The 23,894-nt window shown below is 44.2% G+C and carries 24 protein-coding genes and 1 tRNA gene; 22 read left to right on the top strand and 3 right to left on the bottom strand.

Translation table 11 applies throughout. From position 1 onward, the window contains the following. Positions 1-153 precede the first annotated feature (153 nt). From ABUA31_RS01970 to ABUA31_RS01940, 7 genes are all read left to right on the top strand, one after another. The gene (locus ABUA31_RS01970) at positions 154-1,053 is read left to right on the top strand and encodes a DUF5688 family protein (RefSeq protein ID WP_055144183.1); all 900 of its coding nucleotides are present in this window, start codon (positions 154-156) and stop codon (positions 1,051-1,053) included. A gap of 82 nt (positions 1,054-1,135) precedes the next feature. Next, entirely contained in the window at positions 1,136-1,723 is a 588-nt protein-coding gene (locus ABUA31_RS01965; RefSeq protein ID WP_349818404.1) for a TetR/AcrR family transcriptional regulator, read from the top strand. 18 nt (positions 1,724-1,741) lie between these two features. After that, positions 1,742-2,137 carry a response regulator gene (locus tag ABUA31_RS01960; protein ID WP_015534155.1) on the top strand — a complete coding sequence of 132 codons (396 nt, stop codon included), beginning with the start codon at positions 1,742-1,744 and terminating at the stop codon, positions 2,135-2,137. 96 nt (positions 2,138-2,233) lie between these two features. Then, complete coding sequence (locus tag ABUA31_RS01955; RefSeq protein WP_055144185.1) at positions 2,234-3,550, top strand: replication-associated recombination protein A; 1,317 nt, start codon at positions 2,234-2,236, stop codon at positions 3,548-3,550. Position 3,551: 1 nt separating this feature from the next. Further along, entirely contained in the window at positions 3,552-3,764 is a 213-nt protein-coding gene (locus ABUA31_RS01950) for a hypothetical protein (protein WP_015534154.1), read from the top strand. An 80-nt stretch (positions 3,765-3,844) separates the two neighbouring features. Then, complete coding sequence (locus ABUA31_RS01945; protein ID WP_118649196.1) at positions 3,845-4,348, top strand: SEC-C metal-binding domain-containing protein; 504 nt, start codon at positions 3,845-3,847, stop codon at positions 4,346-4,348. A gap of 96 nt (positions 4,349-4,444) precedes the next feature. Further along, positions 4,445-6,442 (top strand): ATP-dependent helicase, encoded by a 1,998-nt coding sequence (locus ABUA31_RS01940; protein ID WP_349818403.1) that lies wholly within the window; start codon positions 4,445-4,447, stop codon positions 6,440-6,442. Positions 6,443-6,453: 11 nt separating this feature from the next. Here ABUA31_RS01940 and ABUA31_RS01935 read toward each other — a convergent pair whose 3' ends face one another. Then, positions 6,454-6,756, bottom strand: a complete 303-nt coding sequence (locus ABUA31_RS01935) for a DUF1292 domain-containing protein (RefSeq protein WP_015534151.1) — start codon at positions 6,754-6,756, stop codon at positions 6,454-6,456. A 276-nt stretch (positions 6,757-7,032) separates the two neighbouring features. On the opposite strand from ABUA31_RS01935, the gene cysS reads away from it, so the two are divergent. The 5 genes from cysS to ABUA31_RS01910 all read left to right on the top strand — a co-directional run bounded on the left by cysS (position 7,033) and on the right by ABUA31_RS01910 (position 10,720). Continuing rightward, complete coding sequence (cysS, locus tag ABUA31_RS01930) at positions 7,033-8,424, top strand: cysteine--tRNA ligase (RefSeq protein ID WP_015534150.1); 1,392 nt, start codon at positions 7,033-7,035, stop codon at positions 8,422-8,424. Continuing rightward, the gene (locus tag ABUA31_RS01925; protein ID WP_055272798.1) at positions 8,409-8,966 is read left to right on the top strand and encodes a Mini-ribonuclease 3; all 558 of its coding nucleotides are present in this window, start codon (positions 8,409-8,411) and stop codon (positions 8,964-8,966) included. Before cysS ends, ABUA31_RS01925 begins: the two co-directional genes overlap by 16 nt. Next, complete coding sequence (gene rlmB, locus ABUA31_RS01920) at positions 8,956-9,738, top strand: 23S rRNA (guanosine(2251)-2'-O)-methyltransferase RlmB (RefSeq protein ID WP_015534148.1); 783 nt, start codon at positions 8,956-8,958, stop codon at positions 9,736-9,738. The genes ABUA31_RS01925 and rlmB overlap by 11 nt, the downstream gene beginning before the upstream one ends. 11 nt (positions 9,739-9,749) lie before the next feature. Further along, positions 9,750-10,340: a sigma-70 family RNA polymerase sigma factor gene (locus ABUA31_RS01915; protein WP_117548824.1), complete on the top strand. Its 591-nt coding sequence runs from the start codon at positions 9,750-9,752 to the stop codon at positions 10,338-10,340. A gap of 200 nt (positions 10,341-10,540) precedes the next feature. Continuing rightward, the gene (locus ABUA31_RS01910; protein ID WP_015534147.1) at positions 10,541-10,720 is read left to right on the top strand and encodes a hypothetical protein; all 180 of its coding nucleotides are present in this window, start codon (positions 10,541-10,543) and stop codon (positions 10,718-10,720) included. A 67-nt stretch (positions 10,721-10,787) separates the two neighbouring features. On the opposite strand, the gene ABUA31_RS01905 is transcribed toward ABUA31_RS01910, so the two are convergent. Beyond that, positions 10,788-10,860 (bottom strand) — tRNA-Thr (locus tag ABUA31_RS01905). Positions 10,861-11,061: 201 nt separating this feature from the next. Here ABUA31_RS01905 and ABUA31_RS01900 point away from each other — a divergent pair. Then, entirely contained in the window at positions 11,062-12,738 is a 1,677-nt protein-coding gene (locus ABUA31_RS01900) for a glutamine--tRNA ligase/YqeY domain fusion protein (protein ID WP_055144198.1), read from the top strand. Between the two features lie 95 nt (positions 12,739-12,833). Beyond that, positions 12,834-13,481: a hypothetical protein gene (locus ABUA31_RS01895; protein WP_015534144.1), complete on the top strand. Its 648-nt coding sequence runs from the start codon at positions 12,834-12,836 to the stop codon at positions 13,479-13,481. A 54-nt stretch (positions 13,482-13,535) separates the two neighbouring features. Here the strand turns inward: ABUA31_RS01895 and ABUA31_RS01890 are convergent, their stop codons facing one another. Beyond that, entirely contained in the window at positions 13,536-14,255 is a 720-nt protein-coding gene (locus tag ABUA31_RS01890) for a DUF6062 family protein (protein WP_015534143.1), read from the bottom strand. A gap of 147 nt (positions 14,256-14,402) precedes the next feature. Between ABUA31_RS01890 and ABUA31_RS01885 the strand changes: the two genes are divergently transcribed. The 8 genes from ABUA31_RS01885 (at position 14,403) to recO (ending at position 23,864) form a co-directional block, all read left to right on the top strand. Next, positions 14,403-15,278 (top strand): DNA-3-methyladenine glycosylase family protein, encoded by an 876-nt coding sequence (locus tag ABUA31_RS01885; RefSeq protein WP_022216012.1) that lies wholly within the window; start codon positions 14,403-14,405, stop codon positions 15,276-15,278. A 170-nt stretch (positions 15,279-15,448) separates the two neighbouring features. Beyond that, positions 15,449-15,736 (top strand): co-chaperone GroES, encoded by a 288-nt coding sequence (locus ABUA31_RS01880; RefSeq protein WP_015534141.1) that lies wholly within the window; start codon positions 15,449-15,451, stop codon positions 15,734-15,736. 80 nt (positions 15,737-15,816) lie between these two features. Next, a complete protein-coding gene (groL, locus tag ABUA31_RS01875) occupies positions 15,817-17,448 on the top strand; it encodes a chaperonin GroEL (protein WP_004853959.1) in 1,632 nt (543 codons plus the stop codon). Between the two features lie 165 nt (positions 17,449-17,613). Further along, a complete protein-coding gene (locus ABUA31_RS01870; RefSeq protein ID WP_015534139.1) occupies positions 17,614-18,348 on the top strand; it encodes a DUF4190 domain-containing protein in 735 nt (244 codons plus the stop codon). 185 nt (positions 18,349-18,533) lie between these two features. Then, positions 18,534-19,037, top strand: coding sequence for a cytidine deaminase (locus ABUA31_RS01865; protein ID WP_015534138.1), 504 nt, complete (start codon positions 18,534-18,536; stop codon positions 19,035-19,037). Positions 19,038-19,073: 36 nt separating this feature from the next. After that, positions 19,074-21,983, top strand: coding sequence for an insulinase family protein (locus ABUA31_RS01860; RefSeq protein ID WP_173795373.1), 2,910 nt, complete (start codon positions 19,074-19,076; stop codon positions 21,981-21,983). Positions 21,984-22,123: 140 nt separating this feature from the next. Further along, positions 22,124-23,023, top strand: a complete 900-nt coding sequence (gene era / locus ABUA31_RS01855) for a GTPase Era (protein WP_015534137.1) — start codon at positions 22,124-22,126, stop codon at positions 23,021-23,023. Positions 23,024-23,120: 97 nt separating this feature from the next. Then, the gene (gene recO, locus ABUA31_RS01850) at positions 23,121-23,864 is read left to right on the top strand and encodes a DNA repair protein RecO (RefSeq protein WP_022216007.1); all 744 of its coding nucleotides are present in this window, start codon (positions 23,121-23,123) and stop codon (positions 23,862-23,864) included. The last annotated feature ends 30 nt before the right edge of the window (positions 23,865-23,894 follow it).

Below are 23,894 nucleotides of genomic sequence, written 5' to 3'. Positions count from 1 at the left end.
GCCAGGATTCCACTATAAAGCGCAGGATTCCACTATAAAGCGCACCAAAACTATTGAATTTGGCAGAATTTTTCTATAGAATTCACCCATGAAATATTTCAGGAAAAAATATCGGGACGTTTCGTTTGATTTTGTTTGTAAAAGGAGAATTGAATGAATTTTGATGAATTTATAGCCAGAGTAGTGGATGAAATGAGAAGCAGACTTCTCAGACAGGGAGATGGATCAGACATCCGGGTCAATAAGGTTTTGAAGAATAATGGGGTGGAGCTCACTGCGATGAATGTGTGCAAGAGCTCTGAAGAGGTGTGTCCTACGATATATCTTGATCCGTTTTACAGGGATTATGAGCAGGGGATGGATTTTGATGTTGTTATGGAAGATATATGCAGGCTCAGAGAGGCGAACTGCAGGTGCAGGAAGCTTGATATACGCGATGTGGTGGATGAGACGAAGGTTATGGACAACATAATATTGCGGCTTGTCAATAGGGAGCGAAATAGCCGGCTGCTTGAGAGTGCACCATTTATAGAGTTTAATGATCTTGCGATAACTTTCAGAAGGGTGCTGAGTCTGGATAACGACGGACTGGCAACCACGATAGTCAACAATAATGATGTGAAGAGGTGGAGAGTCAGTCTGGATACATTGTATAAGAATGCACTTAAGAACACCCAGAGAATGTTTCCGTGTGTAAGGCAGAACCTTTTTGATGCGCTGAAGGGCAGATATGAAGGGATAGATTTCGATGACGACTGTGACAATGTGGACGAACTGTACATGTTGTCAAACACGCACGGTATCAATGGGGCCACGGCCGTACTGTATGATGGAATGCTTGAGGAGTGTGCGAATATGGTGGGTGATGACATATATATCCTGCCATCCAGTGTGCATGAGCTGCTGTTTATCAGGGCAAGTGCGGATTACACAGAGGATTATTACAAGGATCTCATAAGAGAGGCGAACAAGGTAACAGTGTCTGCCTTGGATTATCTGTCTGACAGTCTGTATATGTACAGCAGGGAAAAAGGAAAACTCTTGATAGTCTAAAATGTTGACAAAATATATCCCATGACATAGAATAAAATCAGTGTTCTAAGGGCAAAATTATGTGTAATGGGAGGAACAGACATTGGAGGATAGTTATATTTCGCGCAGAGATAAAATTGTCGCTTCAGCTATCGAACTAATTGGAGATTTGGGATTACATGCTCTTACACTGAAGAACCTTGCACGAAAGCAGAATATATCTGATACACTGATATATAAGTATTTTGGGGGTATAGATGAGGTACTTATAGCGGTTGTGAACGAATATGCGGCATTTGATGTCAATATCCAGAGGACTGTTGAGAGACTTGACGGGACATACCTGGATAAGATCAAGTATTATGCAGATACATATGCAACATATTATGATAACTATATTGGTATGGGTGCGATAATGCTGCATTATGAAGAATTGCTTCACATGTCAGAGACGAGAGAGATCATCTCTGAGTGTATGTTGAAGCGTAATGATTTTGTATGCACATTGTTTCAGAGTGCGATTGACAGCAAGGAGATACGAGCGGTTTTCTCACCGAAGGAACTTACGCTCATGTTCAACGGAATTTTTACAGAGGGATTGCTTGAACGGAGAAACCAATACTCAAGGAAGAGTTTCAGGGGTGAGATCAAGGAGATGCTCAGTCATCTTGAGAAAGTACTTAGGTTGTAAAATTAGGGAGGAATTGTCATGAAGATATTAATAGCTGAGGATGATGTTGCAAATGCAAAATTTTTATCCAAGTATTTGAGTAAGTTTGGTGATGTGGTCATAACACCTGATGGAATCGCAGCGGTTGATGAATTTGTAAATGCTCTTGAGAAGGGCGAACTGTTCGAGCTGGTGTGTCTTGATATCATGATGCCAAAGATAGATGGGTATAAAGTTCTGGCATCCATAAGAAGTGCAGAGAGAAAGCACGGAGTGTCAAGGATGCTCAGATCGAAGGTCATAATGACCAGCGCACTTGACGAGGCAAGCTTTGACAGTAATCTCGCCAGCGACGATTATGATGATTACATATGTAAGCCGATTGATATCATGAAGTTTAATGACATGCTGAAGAAACTGGACATTATCAAGTAGATGATATGATATTGATACATGCGAAGCCCGTTATTGTAAGATATCGGGCTTCGAAGTGTCTTATGACACTGAATATTAGATGGCAGGGACATAAAGATGGATTTATTTGAGTATATGAGGGAGAATTTCTCGGAGGATGATTCTCCTCTGGCAAAAAGAATGAGACCGACCAGCCTTGATGACGTGGTTGGACAGGAACATATTATAGGCAAGGACAAGCTTTTGTACAGGGCGATAAAAGCGGATAAGATAAGTTCGCTTATATTTTATGGCCCTCCGGGGACCGGCAAGACTACGCTTGCCATGGTCATAGCCAATACAACCAAAGCGGAGTTCAGACAGCTCAACGCCACAACGGCGGGCAAGAAGGACATGGAAAAGGTTGTGGAAGAGGCGAAGAATACCAAGGCTATGTATGGCAGACGGACTATACTGTTCATCGATGAGATCCACAGATTCAACAAGTCACAGCAGGATTATCTCCTGCCATTTGTTGAGGATGGAACGGTGGTACTCATAGGAGCGACCACGGAGAATCCTTATTTTGAGGTTAACGGGGCTCTTATATCCAGATCCCATATATTCCAGCTCAATCCATTGTCCAGGGAGGACATCAAGAAGCTCATCCACAAGGCGGTGTACTCAGAAAATGGCATGGGTGCATTTGATGCAGACATTGATGAGGATGCCGAGGACTTTCTTGCAGACATGGCGTCGGGAGATGCGAGAAGTGCGTTAAATGCCATAGAGCTCGGAGTTCTGTCGACGGAGAGAAGCGAGGATGGCAGGATACACATAACGCTTGAAGTGGCGGAGGAATGTATCCAGAAGAGAGCTATAAGATATGACAAGGACGGAGATAATCATTATGATATAATATCCGCATTTATAAAGAGCATGCGTGGATCAGATCCTGATGCGGCGATATTCTACCTTGCAAAGATGCTTTACGGAGGTGAGGATATAAAGTTTATTGCCAGAAGGATCATGATATGTGCCAGTGAGGATGTGGGCAATGCTGATCCGAATGCTATCGTGGTGGCGTCGGCATGTGCACAGGCTGTGGAGAGAGTCGGAATGCCTGAGGCACAGATAATACTTGCCCATGCGGCTTCCTACGTTGCGTGTGCACCGAAGAGCAATTCTGTGGTGAATGCGATATTTGCGGCTATGGATGCGGTAAAGCATGAGGACACGGGTCAGGTTCCGGTGTATCTCAGAGATGCACATTACGGCGGTGCAGCAAAGCTTGGACACTCAGGATACAAATACGCTCATGATTATCCGAATAATTACGTTGACCAGCAGTATCTTCCTGATAAGATTGCAGGCAGGGTATTCTATGAGCCGTCGGACAATGGTTATGAGAGAGATATCAAGGCGTATTTTGATAAGATAAAGAAGAGAGACTGATATGGATATATTGAAGAGAATTGGAGCTATAGTGCTTGTACTTGTGCTCATCGGAATGTATGTTGCGACATTTATAATGGGAATAACCGGAAGTGATAATCTGATGGGTATGATATTCCTTGATGTGGTCATTCCTGTTGTGTGCTGGGGAATATGGCTCATCGCCAGGGTGCTCAGACGCAAGGGCGAAGATATGAGAGATCAGAACAAGTAGAACAGTACAAATGTGTTGAAAAAAATTACATAATTTGATATACTCTTTAAAGTTCAAAAAATACTTAAGAGGTAGATGAAATGAGTTTATTAAAAGAATGGCGTGATTACGCATACGGATTAGATGACAGAACACCTGAGGGGAAGGAATTCTGGGTTAGTTATTTCCAGGCAGAGAAGGGCGTATATGAGCAGCTTCTTGCTAATCCTCTTGCAGACCCTGTACATGGAACTGTAAAAGAGCTTGCTGAGAAGTACGGACTCACTATTCAGTATATGATCGGATTCCTCGACGGAATAGATGACAGTCTTGCAGAATCAAACAATCTTGATGATGTGACAGAGGACTCAGAGGTTAAGCTTCCTATAGATTATGAGAAGCTTTATATGAACATGGTTGAGTGCAATGCAGAGTGGCTCTACACTCTTCCTCAGTGGGAGGGAATATTCTCCAAGGCAAAGAGAGACGAGCTCTACAAGATACAGAAGTCATCTAAGACTATCATCAAGGCACCAAAGGTTGGAAGAAACGATCCATGTCCATGTGGAAGCGGACTTAAGTACAAGAAGTGCTGCGGTAAGTAATGATATATATCATGCTGATATAACTGGCAGATATGAGAAGGCGGTTAAAGGGTAAACTTTTGACCGCCTTTTATATTTGCGTGAAAGGATATACAGATGGAATTTAATGAATCCCAGAAGAGAGCGGTGAGACACTGCGATGGGCCGATGCTGCTGCTAGCGGGGCCTGGTTCAGGTAAGACTACGGTCATCACCCACAGGATAAAATACATGACAGAGGAACATGGTGTGAGACCGGACAATATCCTGGTCATAACCTTCACGAAGGCTGCGGCGAATGAGATGAAGGGGCGGTTTCAGGAGCTGTGTCCGGGAACCCGCGGAGTAACATTTGGAACGTTTCACTCTGTGTTTTTCTGGATGCTCAGAAATGCATATAATTACACAGCGGCGAATATCGTCACGGATTCCGAAAAGTATGGAGCAATCAGGGACAGCATAGACAGACATGGCTTCAGGTATGACAGCCAGGAGGATTTTGCCAAGAATGTTGTCGGGGAGATAGGCAATGTCAAGAGCGGGAGAGTGAGTCTTGAGAACTATGAGAGCACAACGATGAAGCTTGAGGATTTCCGCATTGTGTACGATGAGTATGAGAATTTTCTGAGAAGATGCGGGAAGATAGATTTTGACGATATGCTGGTGTTCACATATGAGCTATTGTCGGAGAGACCAGACATACTTAAGATGTGGCAGAACAAGTTTCGGTACATACTCATAGATGAGTTCCAGGATATAAATATGATCCAGTATGACATTGTGAAGCTGCTAGCCGGAGAGAGACAGAACGTATTTTCCGTGGGTGACGATGATCAGTCGGTGTATGGCTTCAGGGGGGCTGCTCCGGCTATAATGAAGAAGTTCCCGGAGGATTTCCATGGTACGGTCATAGAATACCTGAATGTCAATTACCGCTGCAGCTACGATATAGTTGAGTGCTCGAAGCGGATAATACAGAACAACCGGGACAGATATGAGAAGCAGCTCAGGTCGGCATTTGCCGCGGGACAGAGCGACAGAGTCCATATAGTTAAGACGGACAGCATGACGGAGCAGAATAAGAAGATCATAGACAGGATAACAGAGCTTAACCGGGCTGGTATTCCATACCGTGAAATGGCGATCATATTCAGGACGAATACCGAGCCGAGGGCGCTGGCTTCAAAGCTCATGGAAAATGGCATACCATTTTTGATGAAGGATAACATACCAAATATCTTCACGCACTTCCTAGCTGAGAACATATTTGACTATATAAGGCTTGCAAGGGGCAGCAGGGACAGGAGAACGGTCCTCAGGATCATCAATAAGCCGAACAGGTATATAAGCAGGGATGCATTTGATTCGCCGGTGGTGAACTTTGAGGAGCTGAGGCAGAATTATAAGGATAAGTATAGGATAGTCAACAACATAAATGTCCTTGAGAACGATCTGGAGAGGATAAGCAGACTTGCGCCGTACGCGGCCGTGAATTATATAAGGAAAGCGGTTGGACTGGATGCGTATGTGAGGGAATATGCTGAGTACAGGGGCGTGAGTGAGGACGATTATATGGATATCCTGGAGGAGATACAGGACAGTGCAAAAGACTTTCTGAGCTTCGACGGCTGGATGGAGTATATAGACGAATATACAAAACAGCTCAGAGAGCAGAGCAGGCAGGGCAGTGTGGCAGGTGATGCAGTCACGCTTTCGACTATGCACTGCTCAAAGGGACTTGAGTATTCATATGTATTCATAATGGATGCTGTTGAGGACATAACGCCTCATAAGAAATCGGTCGGAGATGGAAATATAGAGGAGGAACGCAGGCTGTTCTATGTGGCAGTCACGAGGGCTAAGTATGGACTGTATGTGTATGTTCCCCAGAAAATGTATGGAAGAAAAGCGGTGACCTCGAGATTTGTCCAGGAAATGCTTGTGGACAGGTCTCTGATAAAAACAGGAAACACCATAATCCACAAGCGGTATGGACGTGGAGTCATCACATATGTAGATGACAGAAAGCTGTGTGTCCACTTCGATGATATACATGAAACAAAGACGCTCAGCCTTGAATACACGATAAATAACGAGCTTATAGAAAACGCATAGATGTACGGATATTATTCCTCGTCATCTGAGTTGAATTCCAGATCGTCCAGGATCTCGTCGAGGGCGTCAGCGACATCGTTGAACTCAGCCTCGTCGGTGATCTCGTCGAGGGTGACATCGTCTCCCTGCTCGCTGTATCTGTACACGATGATATCGGCATCCTCGTCATCTGCAGGAAGCAGAGCGGCATAAGAGATGTCATTTACCTCGAATTTGGCAATGATCTCACATGTGCAGGATGTTCCATCCTCGTATGTTATATCGATCATCTCGATATCCATTTCGTCGGTTTCGTTATTGTTTATATCTGACATATAGGTATCCTCCTGATTGTTTTATTCAGTTTATTCTAGTAAATAATTGGTGCTATGTCCAGTACAATTATAAAATGAAATTATTGACAAAGCCTGCACCCGCACATATACTAGACACAAAAGGCGAAGAACAGGAATTGTAGTATTTAATACAATCAGAGTGGAACCGCGGAGATAATACTTCGTCTCTATATGCATATCATATGTATATTGGGACGAAGTTTTTTGTTTGCTTACAGATATATTATCGACCAATATAGAAAGGACATTATATTTATGAAGATTTTAAACACGCTCACAAGAAGAAAAGAAGAGTTTGTGCCTATCAACGAGGGTAAGGTGGGAATATATGTATGTGGTCCTACTGTATATGATTATATCCATATAGGAAATGCCAGACCAATGATAGTATTTGATACGCTCAGAAGATATCTGGAGTACAAGGGCTATGATGTCAATTATGTATCGAATTTTACTGATGTCGATGACAAGATCATAAAGCGTGCAAATGAGGAGGGTGTGGATGCCAGCGTTATATCAGAGCGATATATCGCAGAGGTCAAGAAGGATATGGCGGCTCTCAATGTGCGTGAGGCGACAACACATCCAAAGGCAACAGAAGAGATACCGGATATGATTGAGATGGTAAAGACTCTTATAGAGAAGGGATACGCTTACGAGGTGAATGGAACCGTATACTTCAGAACCAGAAAGTTCAAGGACTACGGCAAGCTGTCCAAGAAGAATATCGATGACCTCCGTTCAGGTAACAGAGACCTTCTTGTATCAGGTGTTGATGAGAAGGAGGATCCGCTTGATTTCGTTCTCTGGAAGCCAAAGAAGGAGGGCGAGCCATCATGGCCATCACCATGGGGCGATGGAAGACCAGGCTGGCATCTTGAGTGCTCGGTTATGTCCAAGAAATATATCGGAGATGTAATAGATATACATGCGGGTGGAGAGGATCTTGTATTCCCACACCATGAGAACGAGATAGCACAGAGTGAGGCTGCAAATGGCACAGAGTTCGCAAGATACTGGATGCACAACGGCTTCCTCAAGATCAACAATGAGAAGATGTCCAAGTCACTTGGCAACTTCTTCACAGTCAGAGAGATAGCAGAGAAGTACCCTCTTCAGGTCATTAGATTCTTCATGCTGTCAGCCCATTACAGAAGTCCGCTCAACTTCTCAGCAGACCTTGTTGAGGCTTCAAAGAACGGCCTTGAGAGAATCCTTACAGCAGTTGACAGACTGAAGTCTATAAGCGGAACAGAAGGAGAAGTAGATAAGGCAGTTGCAGACGAGATGGATGCATTTGTGAAGAAATATGAGGCAGCCATGGATGACGACCTCAACACTGCAGATGCGATCTCAGTTATATTTGAGCTCGTAAAATATGCAAATGTAAATGTGACAGAGGAGTCAACAAAGGCTACTGTGGAGCTTGTGCTCAATACAGTGACAAAGCTCTGCGACATACTTGGAATCATCACAGAGAAGAAGAAAGAGATACTTGATTCAGATATAGAGGCTCTTATCGAGGAGAGACAGGCTGCAAGAAAGGCAAAGAACTTTGCTAGGGCAGATGAGATCCGTGACCAGCTCAGTGATATGGGAATTATCCTTGAGGATACCAGAGAGGGCGTAAAATGGAAAAGAGCATAGACAGTTACTTTACTGAGATACTCGGGGTGACATATACTAATCCAAGGGAGTATTCACCGCTTTCACTTGCATATATAGGTGACAGCGTGTTTGATCTTCTCATAAAGACCCTTGCTGTCACAAAGGATAACAAGCAGGCATACAAATACCACAAAGAGGTGAGCCAGCTTGTGAAGGCGGAGGCTCAGGCGGGATATATAATGTATCTTCTGGACAACGGACTGCTCACCGAGGAGGAAGAGTGGATATACAAGAGAGGCAGGAACACCAAGACTCATTCAACAGCCAAGAATGCGACTGTGGGACAGTACCGAATGGCAACGGGCTTTGAGTGCCTTATAGGCTTTCTGTATCTTGATAAGCAGTATGACAGGATGTTTGAGATCACGAGGATCATACTGAACCATGATCCAGTTGAAACGGACAGGGCAGAACAGCAGCACAAGGATCCGGGCAAAGCAGTACAGGAAGATACAATAGAGGATACCTCAACACTTGAACAGAGTACAGAGAGTACAGATGGAGAAAAAGATGCAGAATAGAGAATTTGAGAATAACATTAAGACAGAGAGCGATGAGGAAGCATTTGTCATAGAGGGAAGAAATGCAGTCCTCGAGGCTTTCAGATCAGGCAAGACCATAGATAAGCTGTATGTCCTTGACGGATGCAGGGATGGAATCGTGAACAGCATAGTCAGAGAGGCAAAGAAGCAGGACACAGTGATAAACTACCTCTCAAAGGAAAAGTTAAACCAGATGTCACAGGCTGGCAAGCATCAGGGCGTGATAGCTCATGCAGCGGCATATAAGTACGCAGAGATAGAGGATATGTTTGCACTGGCTGAGAGCAGAGGAGAGGATCCATTTTTCTTCATACTCGATGAGATAGAGGATCCACACAATCTTGGTGCGATCATCAGAACAGCGAATCTCTGTGGTGCCCACGGTGTGATCATACCTAAGAGGCGTGCAGTCGGAATCACAGCAACGGTTGTAAAGGCATCAGCGGGAGCTATCAATTATACACCTGTTGCAAAGGTTACAAATATCAGCAAGACCATAGAGGAGCTGAAAGATAGAGGCATGTGGTTCGCCTGTGCGGATATGGACGGAGAACTCATGTACAAGTGTAACCTCACAGGTTCCCTTGGACTTGTCATAGGTAATGAGGGAAGCGGTGTCAGCAGACTGGTCAAGGAGAAGTGTGATTATGTCGTATCTGTTCCTATGAAGGGAGACATAGACTCACTCAACGCGTCAGTTGCTGCCGGAGTTCTGGCTTATGAGGTCGTAAGACAGAGGATGAACAAGTAAAGGTAGAGTATATGTATTCGGAATTATCAGATAATGAACTGCTGGAGCTTATAAATGAACAAAAGGATAACGATGCTATGGAGACACTTATCAAGCGCTATGGCCCAATGATAACGGGACAGAGCAGAAGCCTTTATATCATAGGTGCTGATGAGGAGGATCTTATACAGGAGGGCATGATCGGACTGGTCAAGGCTGTGAATAATTACAGACCTGACAAGGGCGCGACATTCAAGACCTTTGCGTTCATGTGCGTGAGAAGGCAGCTCATTACCGCGGTGAACAATTCAAACAACAAGAAAAACGGACCGTTGAACTACTATATATCGATCTATGGCGATGGCGGGGGAGATTACTCCAGCCCGCTTGATGAGATAGATTCGGGTGTCATAACTAATCCTGAGGATATCATGATGGCGAAGCTGCGTGAGTCAGATCTTATAAAGCTTATCGACAGTAAGCTTTCTAAGTTTGAGAAGCATGTTCTTGACGAATATTTAACAGGCGCTTCTTATGAAGTGATAGGGGAGAGACTCTGCAAACCGGCAAAATCCATAGACAATGCGGTTCAGAGGATCAGAGCTAAGCTCAGGGATGTGTAATTAGAATAATAAAATTTTATGTTGTTTAATCAAAGACAGGAAGCGGCATAGTGCCGCTTCCTTTTTTGCAAAGAATTTGCTAATAAGCCTGCATATTAGCTTGAAATAAACTAAAATAAATGTATAGCCAACCTTAATCGAAAGTAACAAAAGGTAAAAATGATTATTTTTTATTGATCATCAGATTAAGGAGTGGTGGCATGAGAGCGGAGAGCAAAGCTAAAAAAGGTAAAGGTAAGGTGGGAACGATCGTATTGTTCCTGGCTTTGCCGGTATTGCTTCTTATCGTATTCACTTATATACCATTTGTGGATATGTTTAAGAACAGTTTGACGGACTGGGATGGAATATATGAAGCTGAGACTGCGGGCGGAAAGTAAGTGATCCGGTCTGCGGTGGATAAAAATAAAGCCGCTCAGGGCGGCGTAAATACGGACAAAAAATAAAAGCTACTAACGGGAGTCGGACCCGTGACCTCAACATTACCAATGTTGCGCTCTACCACCTGAGCTATAGTAGCTTGCTTTTCAAAAGCAATAATAACTATAACAAAATGAACATCAAAAATCAAGTAAAATATTTACATTTGTGCGAAAAATAATGACAAATCAAAAGATAATTGTGGTACAAGCAGTAAAAGTATGGTAAACTAACTGTAATCGTGTGCAAATTCGGTTGCAGACATTTAGAATTATCAAAAAAAGCGGGAGGCAGTTTGGAAATGGCTGAAGAGATGACAGGTAAGAATTTCATTGAACAGATAATTGAGAAAGATATCGCAGAGGGTAAGGTGCCGAAGATCGTTACCAGATTCCCACCAGAGCCAAATGGATATTTACATATAGGACATGCCAAGTCAATACTTTTGAATTACGGACTGGCACAGCAGTATGGCGGACAGTTTAATCTCAGATTTGACGATACCAACCCTACAAAGGAGAAGACAGAGTTCGTAGAGTCAATACTTGCAGATGTCAAGTGGCTGGGAGCAGACTTTGGAGACAGAGTGTTCTTTGCATCAAATTACTTTGACCAGATGTACGAGGCTGCCATAAAGCTCATCAAGAAGGGCAAGGCATATGTGTGTGACCTCACAGCAGATGAAATCAGAGAGTACAGAGGAACTCTCACTGAGCCGGGCAAGAACAGTCCATACAGAGACAGAAGCATAGAGGAGAATCTTGATCTGTTCGAGAGAATGAAGAACGGTGAGTTCCCTGACGGAAGTAAGGTACTCCGTGCAAAGATAGATATGGCAAGCCCTAACATCAACATGAGAGATCCTATTATCTACAGAATAGCGAGAATGAACCACCACAACACAGGTGACAAGTGGTGCATTTACCCTATGTATGACTTTGCACATCCTATTGAGGATGCCATCGAGGGTGTTACACATTCTATATGTACACTTGAGTTTGAGGATCACAGACCTCTGTATGACTGGGTGGTTATGGAGCTCGGTTACAAGGATTCACCTGAGGGCACACCAAAGCAGATAGAGTTCGCAAAGCTTTACCTGACAAATGTCATAACAGGTAAGAGATACATCAAGAAGCTTGTCGAGGACGGAATAGTAGACGGATGGGATGACCCACGTCTTGTAAGTATTGCAGCCCTCAGAAGAAGAGGCTTCACACCATCAGCTATTAAGAAGTTCATGGAGCTGGTTGGAATATCCAAGAGCCAGTCGTCTGTTGATTACGCTATGCTTGAGTATTGCGTGAGAGACGACCTGAAGCTCACAGCCAAGAGATACATGGCAGTTGTTGATCCTGTAAAGCTTGTCATCGACAACTATCCTGAGGATCAGGTTGAGTACCTCGATGTCGAGAACAATCAGGAGAACGAGGAGCTCGGAAGCAGAAAGGTAGCATTCAGCAAGTATCTGTATATAGAGAGAGAGGACTTCATGGAGGAGCCTCCTAAGAAGTATTTCAGACTGTTCCCTGGCAACGAGGTTCGTCTTAAGAATGCATATTTCGTAAAGTGCGTGGGATTTGAGAAGGACGAGGACGGCAATGTCACAACAGTACATTGTACATATGACCCAGAGACAAGAAGCGGTTCAGGCTTTGAGGGACGTAAGGTCAAGGGAACCATTCACTGGGTATCGGCAGAGAGCGCAATAGATGCAGAGGTTCGTCTGTATGAGAATATCATCGATGAGGAGAAGGGGAAGCTCAACGACGATGGTACATTGAATCTCAATCCAAACTCACTTGTTATCAAACAGGGATGTAAGCTTGAGAAGGCATTTGAGGAGGCTCAGCCGGGAGAGGCATTCCAGTTCCTGAGAAATGGTTTCTTCTGTGTTGACTCAAAGGATTCTACAGCGGAGCATCCTGTATACAACAGGATCGTGTCACTCAAGAGTTCTTACAAGCCGGGCAAGTAATTACCGGGGATGCGTTTATAATTTATGATGTGGGGATTGGCGCTTATCCTGTGGGGGATATGCGTACATCAAAATAGGTGATTGGAAACAAAAATATGAAAGATGAGAGTAAGAAGGTATACATACTTTTGTCAAAGACAAAAACAGTTCCTTCAAATCTCATAAAGCTTATGACCAGAGAGCCGTATTGTCACACATCTCTGGCACTGGACATAAGTCTTGATGAGATGTACAGTTTTGCAAGGAAAGGTGTATACAATCCATTTAACAGTGGATTTATCAGTGAGAACATAGAAAAGGGAATATTTGGAAAGCACAAGGGAACCAGATGCGCTGTGTATGAGCTGAAGGTCACGAGTAAGCAGTATGACAGGATACAGCAGGAGCTCGCCAGATTCAAGAAGCATCCGGACAGATACGGATATAACTTCATGGGTGTATTCAGCGTATTTTTCCATCTTGCGTATGAGAGGGAATACAGTTTCTTCTGTTCACAGTTCGTGGCATCGGTGTTGAAAAATGCTGGTGTGGATATATTCCACAAGAAACCGGGACTTGTCAAGCCGGGGGATTTCAGAAGGTGCCCTGAGCTCAGACCGATATTTACCGGGCTTCTCACAGAATACAGAGCATATCTCCATGAGAGAATGAAACAGGCTCATGGCATAGAGAACACAGGCAGAAGGCCTGGCATGATAAAGCCGGCGCTTCCGGATGGTCTCATTGCATGGAGAGTCAGTTAAAATAAGCCGCTTTACAGATATGTAAGGCGGCTTTTATTTATTGTCATGTGTTTATTATTCTACAAATGTATGGCCAATCTTGATGATCCCTCTCGGGAGGGCGTCCTTGGAATTCTTCCATGGCTCGTTCTTGTATCTGTAGTCAAACTTGTCTATGAACCAGCTCAGGTCACCATTGACACGTTCCATATTGTCAAAGTATACCTTGTTGAGGATTTCGATGAACTGCGCATACTGTTCCTTGCTCAGTTTGTTCTGGCCTGTCTTGTACAGTATTCCGTAGTGGTATGTACAGAAGCCTTTGCTCGTAGCAAATTTGTCCCTGAACTCGGAATCTCTTTTCCACATATGGAAGATAGTGTCTACATAGCGTACGAACATGTCATCCATACGTCCACAAATGAAGCAGCTTTTCTCCATATTCTCTATATAATCGACAACAGGTGCATTTGGTGTGTTCTTGCCGAACAGACCGGCTTTGGCGGCGGGACCTTTGGCAGCCAGCGCCCTCATATCTTGTATAGTCTTATTCATATGGGTGTTCATCATGAGTGCCAGACCCAGACGATTCTTTTCCTGATAGAGCATTCTCAGATGATGACTGCAAAAACCAAGCTTGTCAGTCATGGCACGGTTGTCGTCCTCCATGTAGCTTGGCCCCATCGTATATTCAATTGCATTTCGTTCAAGATCCTTCTGCATCTGGCACATAGGGCATTCGCAGCCGCTGTCAAATGCATCGTTTACTGGTATAGTGTATATCTGTTCAGCCATAGATCCTCCTGTTTGTGATAGTGTCAGTTTTTGCCACACTGCTTATGTGACATTGAAAATAATATACAGGTATTATACAATAGCCTGGAGAAATTTATAAGACAAAAAGCACAATTATACAAATATGAAATGGCAGGTGTACGGAAGATGAATGTAAGTTGTGATGGCAATATAGTTACGGTAGACGGAGTGAAGGATTTCAGACTTTCTCAGATACTTGAGTGTGGTCAGTGCTTTCATTTTGACAAGCTTGATGATGAAGTGTATGAGGTCATAGCATTTGGCAGGGCTGTGAAGATGGAACAGTCAGGCGGCGTGCTCAGGATATATGGTTCATCCATGGAAGACTATGAAGGAATATGGCGCCCTTATCTGGATATGGACAACGATTACGGGCTCATCAAGGAGAGTGTCATAAAGGCGGACAGCGCACTTCAGACGGCTGTGAATGAGAAGGATGGAATACGTATACTTAATCAGGACTTCTTTGAGACGCTTATATCATTTATCATATCCCAGAACAAGAATATCCCTCAGATAAAACAGTGTGTGAAAAATATATCGCATAGATTTGGTGATGAGGTCATAGGATATAATGGCGAGGCATTTTATGTGTTCCCTGATGTAGACAGACTTCATGAGGTCACAGAGGATGAGCTCAGGGAGTGCAAGGTCGGATTCCGTGCTCCATACATAATGAATGCGACGGAGGCGGTGTACTCGGGAAATGTCACAAAGGAGAAGCTTGACGCACTTGACATAGAACAGGCAAGGGAACTTCTCATGACTATAAAGGGAGTAGGAGAGAAGGTTGCCAACTGTGTCCTGCTCTTTGGACTTGGAAGACGTGAGGCTTTCCCTGTGGATGTGTGGATGAAGAGGATCATGGAGAGCATGTACTTTGATGGCAAGGACACAAAAAAGCTGGAGATAGAGGCATTTGCCGTGAAAAAGTTCGGAAATCTCGGGGGATATGCGCAGCAGTATCTGTTTGACTATGCAAGAACGACTCTTTTTAAGTGATATGTATTACTGTAGATGACAGACATATTTTTATATATTTTTTAGAAAATAAGGGTTGATTTTTTTATAGAAATGGATAGAATATAAAACAGTGTTAGCACTCACATAAATTGAGTGCTAAGAACGAAGATGAGAAAATAAAAGAAAAAATAAATCAGGAGGTATATATCATGAAGTTAAGACCACTTGGAGACAGAGTAGTATTAAAGCAGTCAGTAGCAGAGGAGACAACAAAGTCAGGAATCGTATTACCAGGCCAGGCAAAGGAGAAGCCACAGTATGCAGAGGTTATAGAGGTTGGCCCTGGAGCAGTTGTTGATGGCAAGCTGGTTCCTATGGACGTTAAGGTTGGAGATACAGTTATATATCAGAAGTTCGCTGGTTCAGAGGTTAAGCTTGACGACGAAGAGTACATAGTTATCAAGCAGGACAGCATCCTTGCAATCGTTGAGAAGTAAAAGCATATATCCAGACAGCGTGAGCTGTGGGAGACATATGCGGATGATATATATGTAATATAACATGGAGGTAGATAGAAATGGCAAAGGAAATTAAGTACGGTGCTGAGGCTAGAAAGGCACTTGAGGCAGGAGTTAATCAGTTAGCAGATACAGTAAGAGTTACACTTGGACCTAAAGGAAGAAACGTTGTACTTGCAAAGTCATACGGTTCACCACTCATCACAAATGATGGTGTTACAATAGCAAAGGACATCGAGCTTGAGGATGCATTTGAGAACATGGGTGCTCAGATCGTCAAGGAAGTTGCAACAAAGACAAACGATGTTGCAGGTGATGGTACTACAACAGCTACAGTTCTTGCACAGGCTATGATCAATGAAGGAATGAAGAATCTGGCAGCAGGTGCTAATCCTATCGTTCTCAGAAAGGGAATGAAGAAGGCTTGCGACAAGGCAGTTGAGGCTATTCTTGATATGAGTGAGACTATCAGCGGAAAGGATCAGATCGCAAGAGTTGCATCTATCTCAGCTGGTGACGATGAGGTTGGACAGATGGTTGCCGACGCTATGGAGAAAGTGTCAAAGGATGGAGTCATCACAATCGAAGAGTCAAAGTCAATGAAGACAGAGCTCGACCTTGTAGAAGGTATGCAGTTCGACAGAGGTTATATTTCAGCTTACATGGCAACAGATATGGAGAAGATGGTTGCAGAGCTTGATAACCCATATATACTTATTACAGATAAGAAGATCTCAAATATCCAGGAGATCCTTCCACTTCTTGAGCAGATCGTTCAGAGCGGATCAAAGCTACTGATCATCGCTGAGGATATCGAGGGCGAGGCTCTCACAACACTTATCGTCAACAAGCTGCGTGGTACATTCCAGGTAGTAGCTGTAAAGGCTCCTGGTTATGGCGACAGAAGAAAAGAGATGCTTCAGGATATCGCTATTCTTACAGGCGGTAAGGTAATCTCAGAGGAGCTTGGATATGAGCTCAAGGATGCTACTCTTGATGACCTTGGACGTGCAAAGAGTGCTAAGATCACAAAGGAGAACACAGTTATCGTTGATGGTATGGGCGCTAAGGAAGACATCGCAGGTCGTGTAAATGTCATCAAGGCTCAGCTTGAGGAGACAACATCAGAGTTTGATAAAGAGAAGCTTCAGGAGAGACTCGCAAAGCTTGCCGGTGGAGTTGCAGTTATCAGAGTCGGCGCAGCTACAGAGACAGAGATGAAGGAAGCTAAGCTCCGTATGGAGGATGCCCTTAATGCCACAAGAGCTGCAGTTGAAGAGGGAATCATCTCAGGTGGTGGTTCAGCATACATCCACGCTGCAAAGAAGGTTGCAGAGCTTGTAAAGGATCTTGAGGGCGATGAGAAGACAGGCGCTAAGGTAGTTCTCAAGGCTATGGAGGCTCCACTGTTCCACATCGCAGCCAATGCAGGACTTGAGGGATCAGTCATCATCAACAAGATCAAAGAGTCTGAGGTTGGTGTGGGCTTTGATGCATACAATGAGACATATGTCAACATGATCGAGGCAGGAATCATTGATCCTGTTAAGGTTACAAGAAGTGCACTTCAGAACGCTACATCAGTTGCTTCAACAATGCTCACAACAGAGTCAGTTGTAGCTGATATCAAGGAAGACGCTCCAGCAATGCCAGCAGGCGGAGCAGGAATGGGCGGCGGAATGGGCTTCTAAGGAATAGAGTCAGACACGATTTCGCAGTAAAATACAAAGACTAAGATAAAAAAGGATCACATCATTCGTAATCGGGTGATGTGTTTCTTTTTTTATGTAGGTTAATTGACACTAACCGGCATGTGTGAGATAATCAGAACAGATATTTTTCGACTAAGGGAAAGTATGGGTTACAAAAAAGTTATAAATGAAAGGCAGGAAGAGATGGGAGAAGATAACAACAGCTTTGGCGGCTATCAGCCAACAGAAGACAACAGACAGGCGGGACAGCAGAATCCATACGCCGGTGCGCCTCAGTATGGACAGAACGACCAGAACTATGGTCAGTCAGACGGCCAGTATGGACAGAACGACCAGAACTATGGTCAGTCAGACGGCCAGTATGGACAGAATTATGGTCAGCAAGGTGGACAGTATGATCAGAATTATGGTCAGCCAGGCGGCCAGTATGGACAGAATTATGGCCAGCCAGGTGGACAGTACGGACAGGGATATGGTCAGTATGGTCAGGGCTACGGACAGCCGGGAGATCCATACGGACAGAATTATGCTAACCAGGACATGAATATGGGCGGAGGTCCGGCATATCCACAGAATAATATGCAGCCACAGGAGAGCAAAGGCGTATCCATAGCATCTATGGTGCTTGGTATCTTTTCTCTTACATTTGGATGTTGTATCACATATGTGGGAATTGCCACAGCCATTGCGGGACTGATAACAGGTATCATAAGTCTTAAGGATAAGAAGCCTGGCAAGGGAATGGCTATCGCAGGTATTATAATGAGCGCAATAGCACTTGTGTTCCTGGTGTTCTGTATTATCCTGGTTCTTACATCGGACACATATCAGGATATGGTGGACGAAATACTCAGACAGATACAGTCAGGAAGCTATTAAAAATGTAATAAATTGAATAAAGAGAAGTGATCGAGAGGCCGCCGGATTTCGGGCGGCCTCTTGTTATGTGCACCAAGCTGATAATATTTGAACGTTTAATACTGTGTGGGTGATTGAATCTAAAGGTGGATTAGTGTTATTATTATGGAAGTGCGTAGAAGGTATCAGAAAGGAGGTCCTGTATTATGGAGAGTGATTATATTATTGAAGATACAGACATCAGGCGTCTTATTGTGAAAGCGGTAGAGGCGAGAGAAATGGCATATGCCAGGTACTCACAGTTTAAGGTTGGGGCAGCACTCCTGGCTGGCCGGGAGAATTCTTCGGATGCAGATGAAGTCGTTGGCAGAGAGACAGACAGCCGCGATAGAAATGCGAATGAATACAGAGTGTTCACGGGCTGTAATATAGAAAATTCCTCGTATGGTGCAACTATATGCGCAGAACGTGCAGCGGTGTGTAATGCAGTGAGTAGTGGCTATAAAGATTTCAAAGCGATTGCTATTGTCGGTGGCCTGAATAGTACAGGGATAAATGGAATAACATATCCATGTGGGATATGCAGACAGGTGCTCTCGGAATTTTCTGCGGATATGTATGTTATCGCAGCACATTCAGAGGATGATTACGACATGAGAAGATTGTCAGAGTTTCTTCCGGCTTCGTTTGGTGCCGGACAGATGGAATAGTGAGCGTTGAAAATTTATATAGAAGGAGAATATGAATTGGGAAATATCAAAGATTTAAAGGCTTACAGAATAGTTGAGGAGAAGGATCTACCGGAGGTACATGGCAAGGGATATGTGCTGGAGCATATAAAGACAAAGGCAAGGGTCCTCATTATTGAGAATGACGATGTGAATAAGGTATTCAATATAGGCTTCAGGACACCTCCATATGATGATTCAGGAATACCTCATATAATTGAGCACTCAGTGCTTTGTGGTTCAAAGAAATATCCGGTAAAGGATCCATTTGTTGAGCTGGCAAAAGGTTCTCTGAACACCTTCCTAAACGCCATGACTTATTCAGACAAGACGGTATATCCTATAGCGAGCTTCAATCAGAAGGACTTTGAGAACATCATGAGTGTGTATCTGGATGCAGTGTTCTATCCGGATATCTATATACATGATGAGATCATGAAGCAGGAGGGCTGGCACTACGAGCTTGACTCTATGGACGGAGACCTGAAGTACAACGGAGTTGTGTATAATGAGATGAAGGGCGTGTACTCAAGTCCTGAGTCGATTATGTACAGAGAGATAGAGTCATCACTCATGCCGGACACTCCATATGGCAATGATTCAGGCGGTGATCCGGTATCCATACCTACACTCACCCTTGAGAGATTCAGAGATTTCCACAGGACATATTATCATCCATCGAACAGTTATATTTATCTGTATGGTGACTGTGATATGGCGAAGGAGCTGGAATTTATAGATGAGGAGTATCTGTCACATTACGATTACAAGGAGATAGATTCAGCGATCCCTCTTCAGAAGCCATTTGACGAGATGAAGGATATCACTAAGGAGTACTCCATAGCTGATACTGATCCAGAGGAGAACAATTCCATACTCACATACAGCAAGATAACAGGGCTCAGCACCGAAAAGAAGAAGGTTACAGCCCTTGAAATACTTGAGTACGTGCTCATGGATGCGCCGGGAGCTGTCCTGAAGAAAGCTCTGACTGATGCGGGTATAGGCGAGGAGGTCTACAGCTCATTTGACAATGGCTGTCAGCAGACCACATTCTCTATCATAGCAAGAGGCGCGGATAAGAACGATAAGGACAGATTCATAAAGATAATAGATGATACATTTGAAGAACTCAGCCATGGTATAGATAAGGATGCGGTTGAGGCTGCAATCAACAAGTTTGAGTTCAAGCACAAGGAGGCCAATTTTGGAAGGTTTCCTAAGGGACTTATGTACGGACTGGATGCATTTAACAGCTGGCTGTATGACGATACCAAGGCACTCATGTTTTTTGAGATGAATGATGTGTATAAGGAGCTGAGAGAGGATCTTCAGAATGGATACTTTGAGCAGCTTATAAAGGAATGTTTCATTGATAATACATTTGGCCTGTATCTCACCATGAACCCTAAGAAGGGTCTTGACCAGGAGAATGAGAAGAAGATCGCTGATGAGCTTGCGGCATACAAGGCTACGCTCAGCCGTGAGGAGCTTGAGAAGATCGTGGAGGATACAAAGGCGCTCAAGGAGTATCAGGCGACTCCTTCATCCGCAGAGGATCTTGCCAAGGTTCCGCTTCTGGCGATAGATGACATTGACAAAGAGGCTGAGAAGCTCAAGAATGTTGAGTCTGAGATCGGCGGACTTCCGGTTGTAAGCCACGATATATTTACAAACGGTATAGGATATCTGAGGTTCTATTTCAATATAAATGATATAGATAATGACCTTGTGCCATATCTTGCTGTGCTGTCATGCCTGTTTAAATATATTGACACAGAGAAGCATACCTATGGACAGCTTTCAAATGAGATAGACAGTAATATAGGTGGAATAGAATTTGATATGGTTGGATATGCCAGTGACACGGATATCAAGAAGTTCTTTTACGTGTCAATGAAGGCACTCTATGAGAAGCTTCCATATGCCGTTGAACTGATGAAGGAGATTATGTTCTCATCTAAGATCGATGACAGGAAGAGACTGAAGGAGCTCCTGACGGAGGAGAAGTCCAGCATGAAGAATGGCATGGCTGCATCGGGACATGTGACCGCATACACCAGAGCCATGTCCTATATAGATGAGGGAGCAAGATTCACGGATGAGACCTGTGGAATCGCTTATTATGAATTCCTGTGTGACATAGTGGATCACTTCGATGAGAAGTACGATGACTTCATTGAGAAGCTTCAGTATGCCCTTGCAGAGGTACTCAGAAAGGGGGCACTTACGGTTTCATATACAGGAAATGAGGACGTGACAGATCTGCTTGAGGAATCATTTGCGGACTTTGGCATGGCACTCTCTACAAGACCTGCACATAAGGATGTGAAGCCTTTTGAGAAGGATCTCAAGAATGAGGGCTTCAAGACAGCCAGCCAGGTTCAGTATGTTGCCATAGCGGGTAATTTTGAGGATGCGGGATACAAGTACGACAGCTCACTGAGCGTTCTCAAAATCATATTCTCATATGGTTATCTGTGGGAAAATGTCCGTGTGAAGGGCGGCGCATATGGTGCCATGTGCTCATTCCTCAGGAATGGAACCTGCTATATGAGCTCATACAGAGATCCAAACCTCATGGAGACATATGACATATTCAAGAATGCATATAAGTTCGTGGAGAACTTTGAGTGCTCAGACAGAGATATGACCAAGTATATCATTGGAACCATGGCTCAGATAGATGCACCGACGACTCCTGTTGCGGAGGGTATAAGCCATATGGCGAGATACTTTATGGGAGTTACAGATGAACAGATCCAGAGAGAGCGTGATAAGATCCTCTCCACCGACAGAGATGCCATCAGAGCCCTTGCACCACTTGTGAAGGCTGTTACGGATTCAGGAATCATCTGCGCCATCGGCGGAGAGAGCAAGATAGAGGAGAATAAGGACAACTTCAAGGATGTACTTGCGATTTTCTAGGTATAGCCGACAGTCGATATAATGAGCGCAAGTGAGTGGGCGTGCTTGCATGACTTGCGAGCGGCGAATTAGGGTCATGACATAGTAAAGCTAGATGCGTATGCGTAGGTTAGCCTGCGCATGCAGGATGAAGGAGATATATGAATAAAGAATACAAATCAGGCTTCGTGTCCATCATAGGCAGACCAAACGTTGGAAAGTCGACACTTATGAACAGACTGATAGGACAGAAGATAGCGATAACAAGCAACAAGGCGCAGACCACGAGAAACAGGATACAGACCGTGTATACCAGCGATAAGGGACAGATTATCTTCCTGGACACACCGGGAATAAACAGGGCGAAGAACAAGCTTGGAGAGTACATGCTCAAGGTTGCTGAGAGTACGCTGGATGAGGTCGATGTGGTTCTCTGGATAGTTGAGGCCACAACATTTATCGGTGCAGGAGAGCGGTATATCATAGAACAGCTCCAGCATGTAAAGACACCTATAATTGTGGTTGTGAACAAGATAGACAACGTGGAGGAGAGCAAGGTATTTGAGGCGATAAATACCTATAAAGATGCCTGTGACTTTGCGGAAATAGTTCCTGTGTCGGCATTAAAGGGCAAGAACACAGATGAGCTCATAGATACCATTATGAAGTATCTTCCGTATGGACCACAGTATTATGATGAGGACACGATCACTGACCAGCCGGAGAGACAGATAGTTGCCGAACTCATCAGGGAGCAGGCGCTCCGTCAGCTTGATAAAGAGGTTCCCCATGGTATTGCAGTTGTGATTGATTCCATGAAAGAGAGACCGGATGGCGGCCTGATCGATATCGATGCGACAATCATATGTGAGAGGGACTCCCACAAGGGAATCATCATAGGAAAGCAGGGCGTCATGCTGAAGAAGATCGGTACTCATGCGAGATATGGAATAGAGAGACTTCTTGACACCAAGGTCAATCTGAAGCTTTGGGTAAAGGTCAAGAAGGACTGGAGAGATACAGATACATTGCTAAGGAACTTTGGGTTTAGAGACGAGTAGTGTGTGCAAACAGGATCGGTAAATGTGCAGTTGCTGCGGGCAGTGCATAGTTTGCCGATCTTGTCATGTTAAATTTGTTATGGAGGTGGATATACAATTGAGAGAAGAAGTAACATTGCATGGAATTGTACTGTCCAGCAGCCTCCAGAGCGAATATGACAGGAGAATGGTGGTCCTCACAAAAGAACGGGGCAGGATCACAGTATTTGCAACAGGTGTGAGGAGAGGAACGAATCCGCTCCAGTCCAAGACACAGATGTTTGTCATGGGAAGTTTTACATTGATCCCGGCGCGGGATTCATACAGGCTTGTGAATATAGATGTGGATGAATATTTCCATCAGCTCACCATGGACATAGATGCATACTGTTATGCATCGTATTTCTGCGAGGTCATGGGCTTCATGACCCATGAGGGAGACAGGGCAGCAGATTACCTCAATCTTCTGTATGTGAGTCTTAAGGCTCTGGAGAAGGGGCAGATGCCTGCAAAGCTCATCCGGTGTGTGTACGAGATAAAACTCATGGATGTGTTCGGACAGGGAATACAGAGCTTCCACTGTCCGGTATGTGGCAAGGCTGAGGTGTCAAATGTATTCGATGCAGCATCGGGTGGACTGCTCTGCGATGGATGCAAAGGCCGGGCAAAACATCCGCTTCATCTATCGGATGACGCAGTATACACGATACAATACATAAATGGTGCACCGCTTGGCAAGATGTACAACTTCAATGTGTCAGATCCTGTACTGGCGGAGATACAGCTAGTGTCGAAGCAGTTCATGGATATGTATGTGGACAGGAAGTTCAAATCGGTGGAGATCATAGACTCGCTGCCATGAAAAAAAGAAGAGAATCCTACATGACGTGAG

Source organism: Coprococcus sp. RTP31081st1_H1_RTP31081_211007 (assembly GCF_040227275.1).
In the GTDB taxonomy this organism is placed as follows: Bacteria; Bacillota; Clostridia; order Lachnospirales; family Lachnospiraceae; genus Coprococcus; species Coprococcus aceti.
Note: the sequence above shows the minus strand (reverse complement) of the source record. Positions and strands in the feature narration are given on the sequence as shown.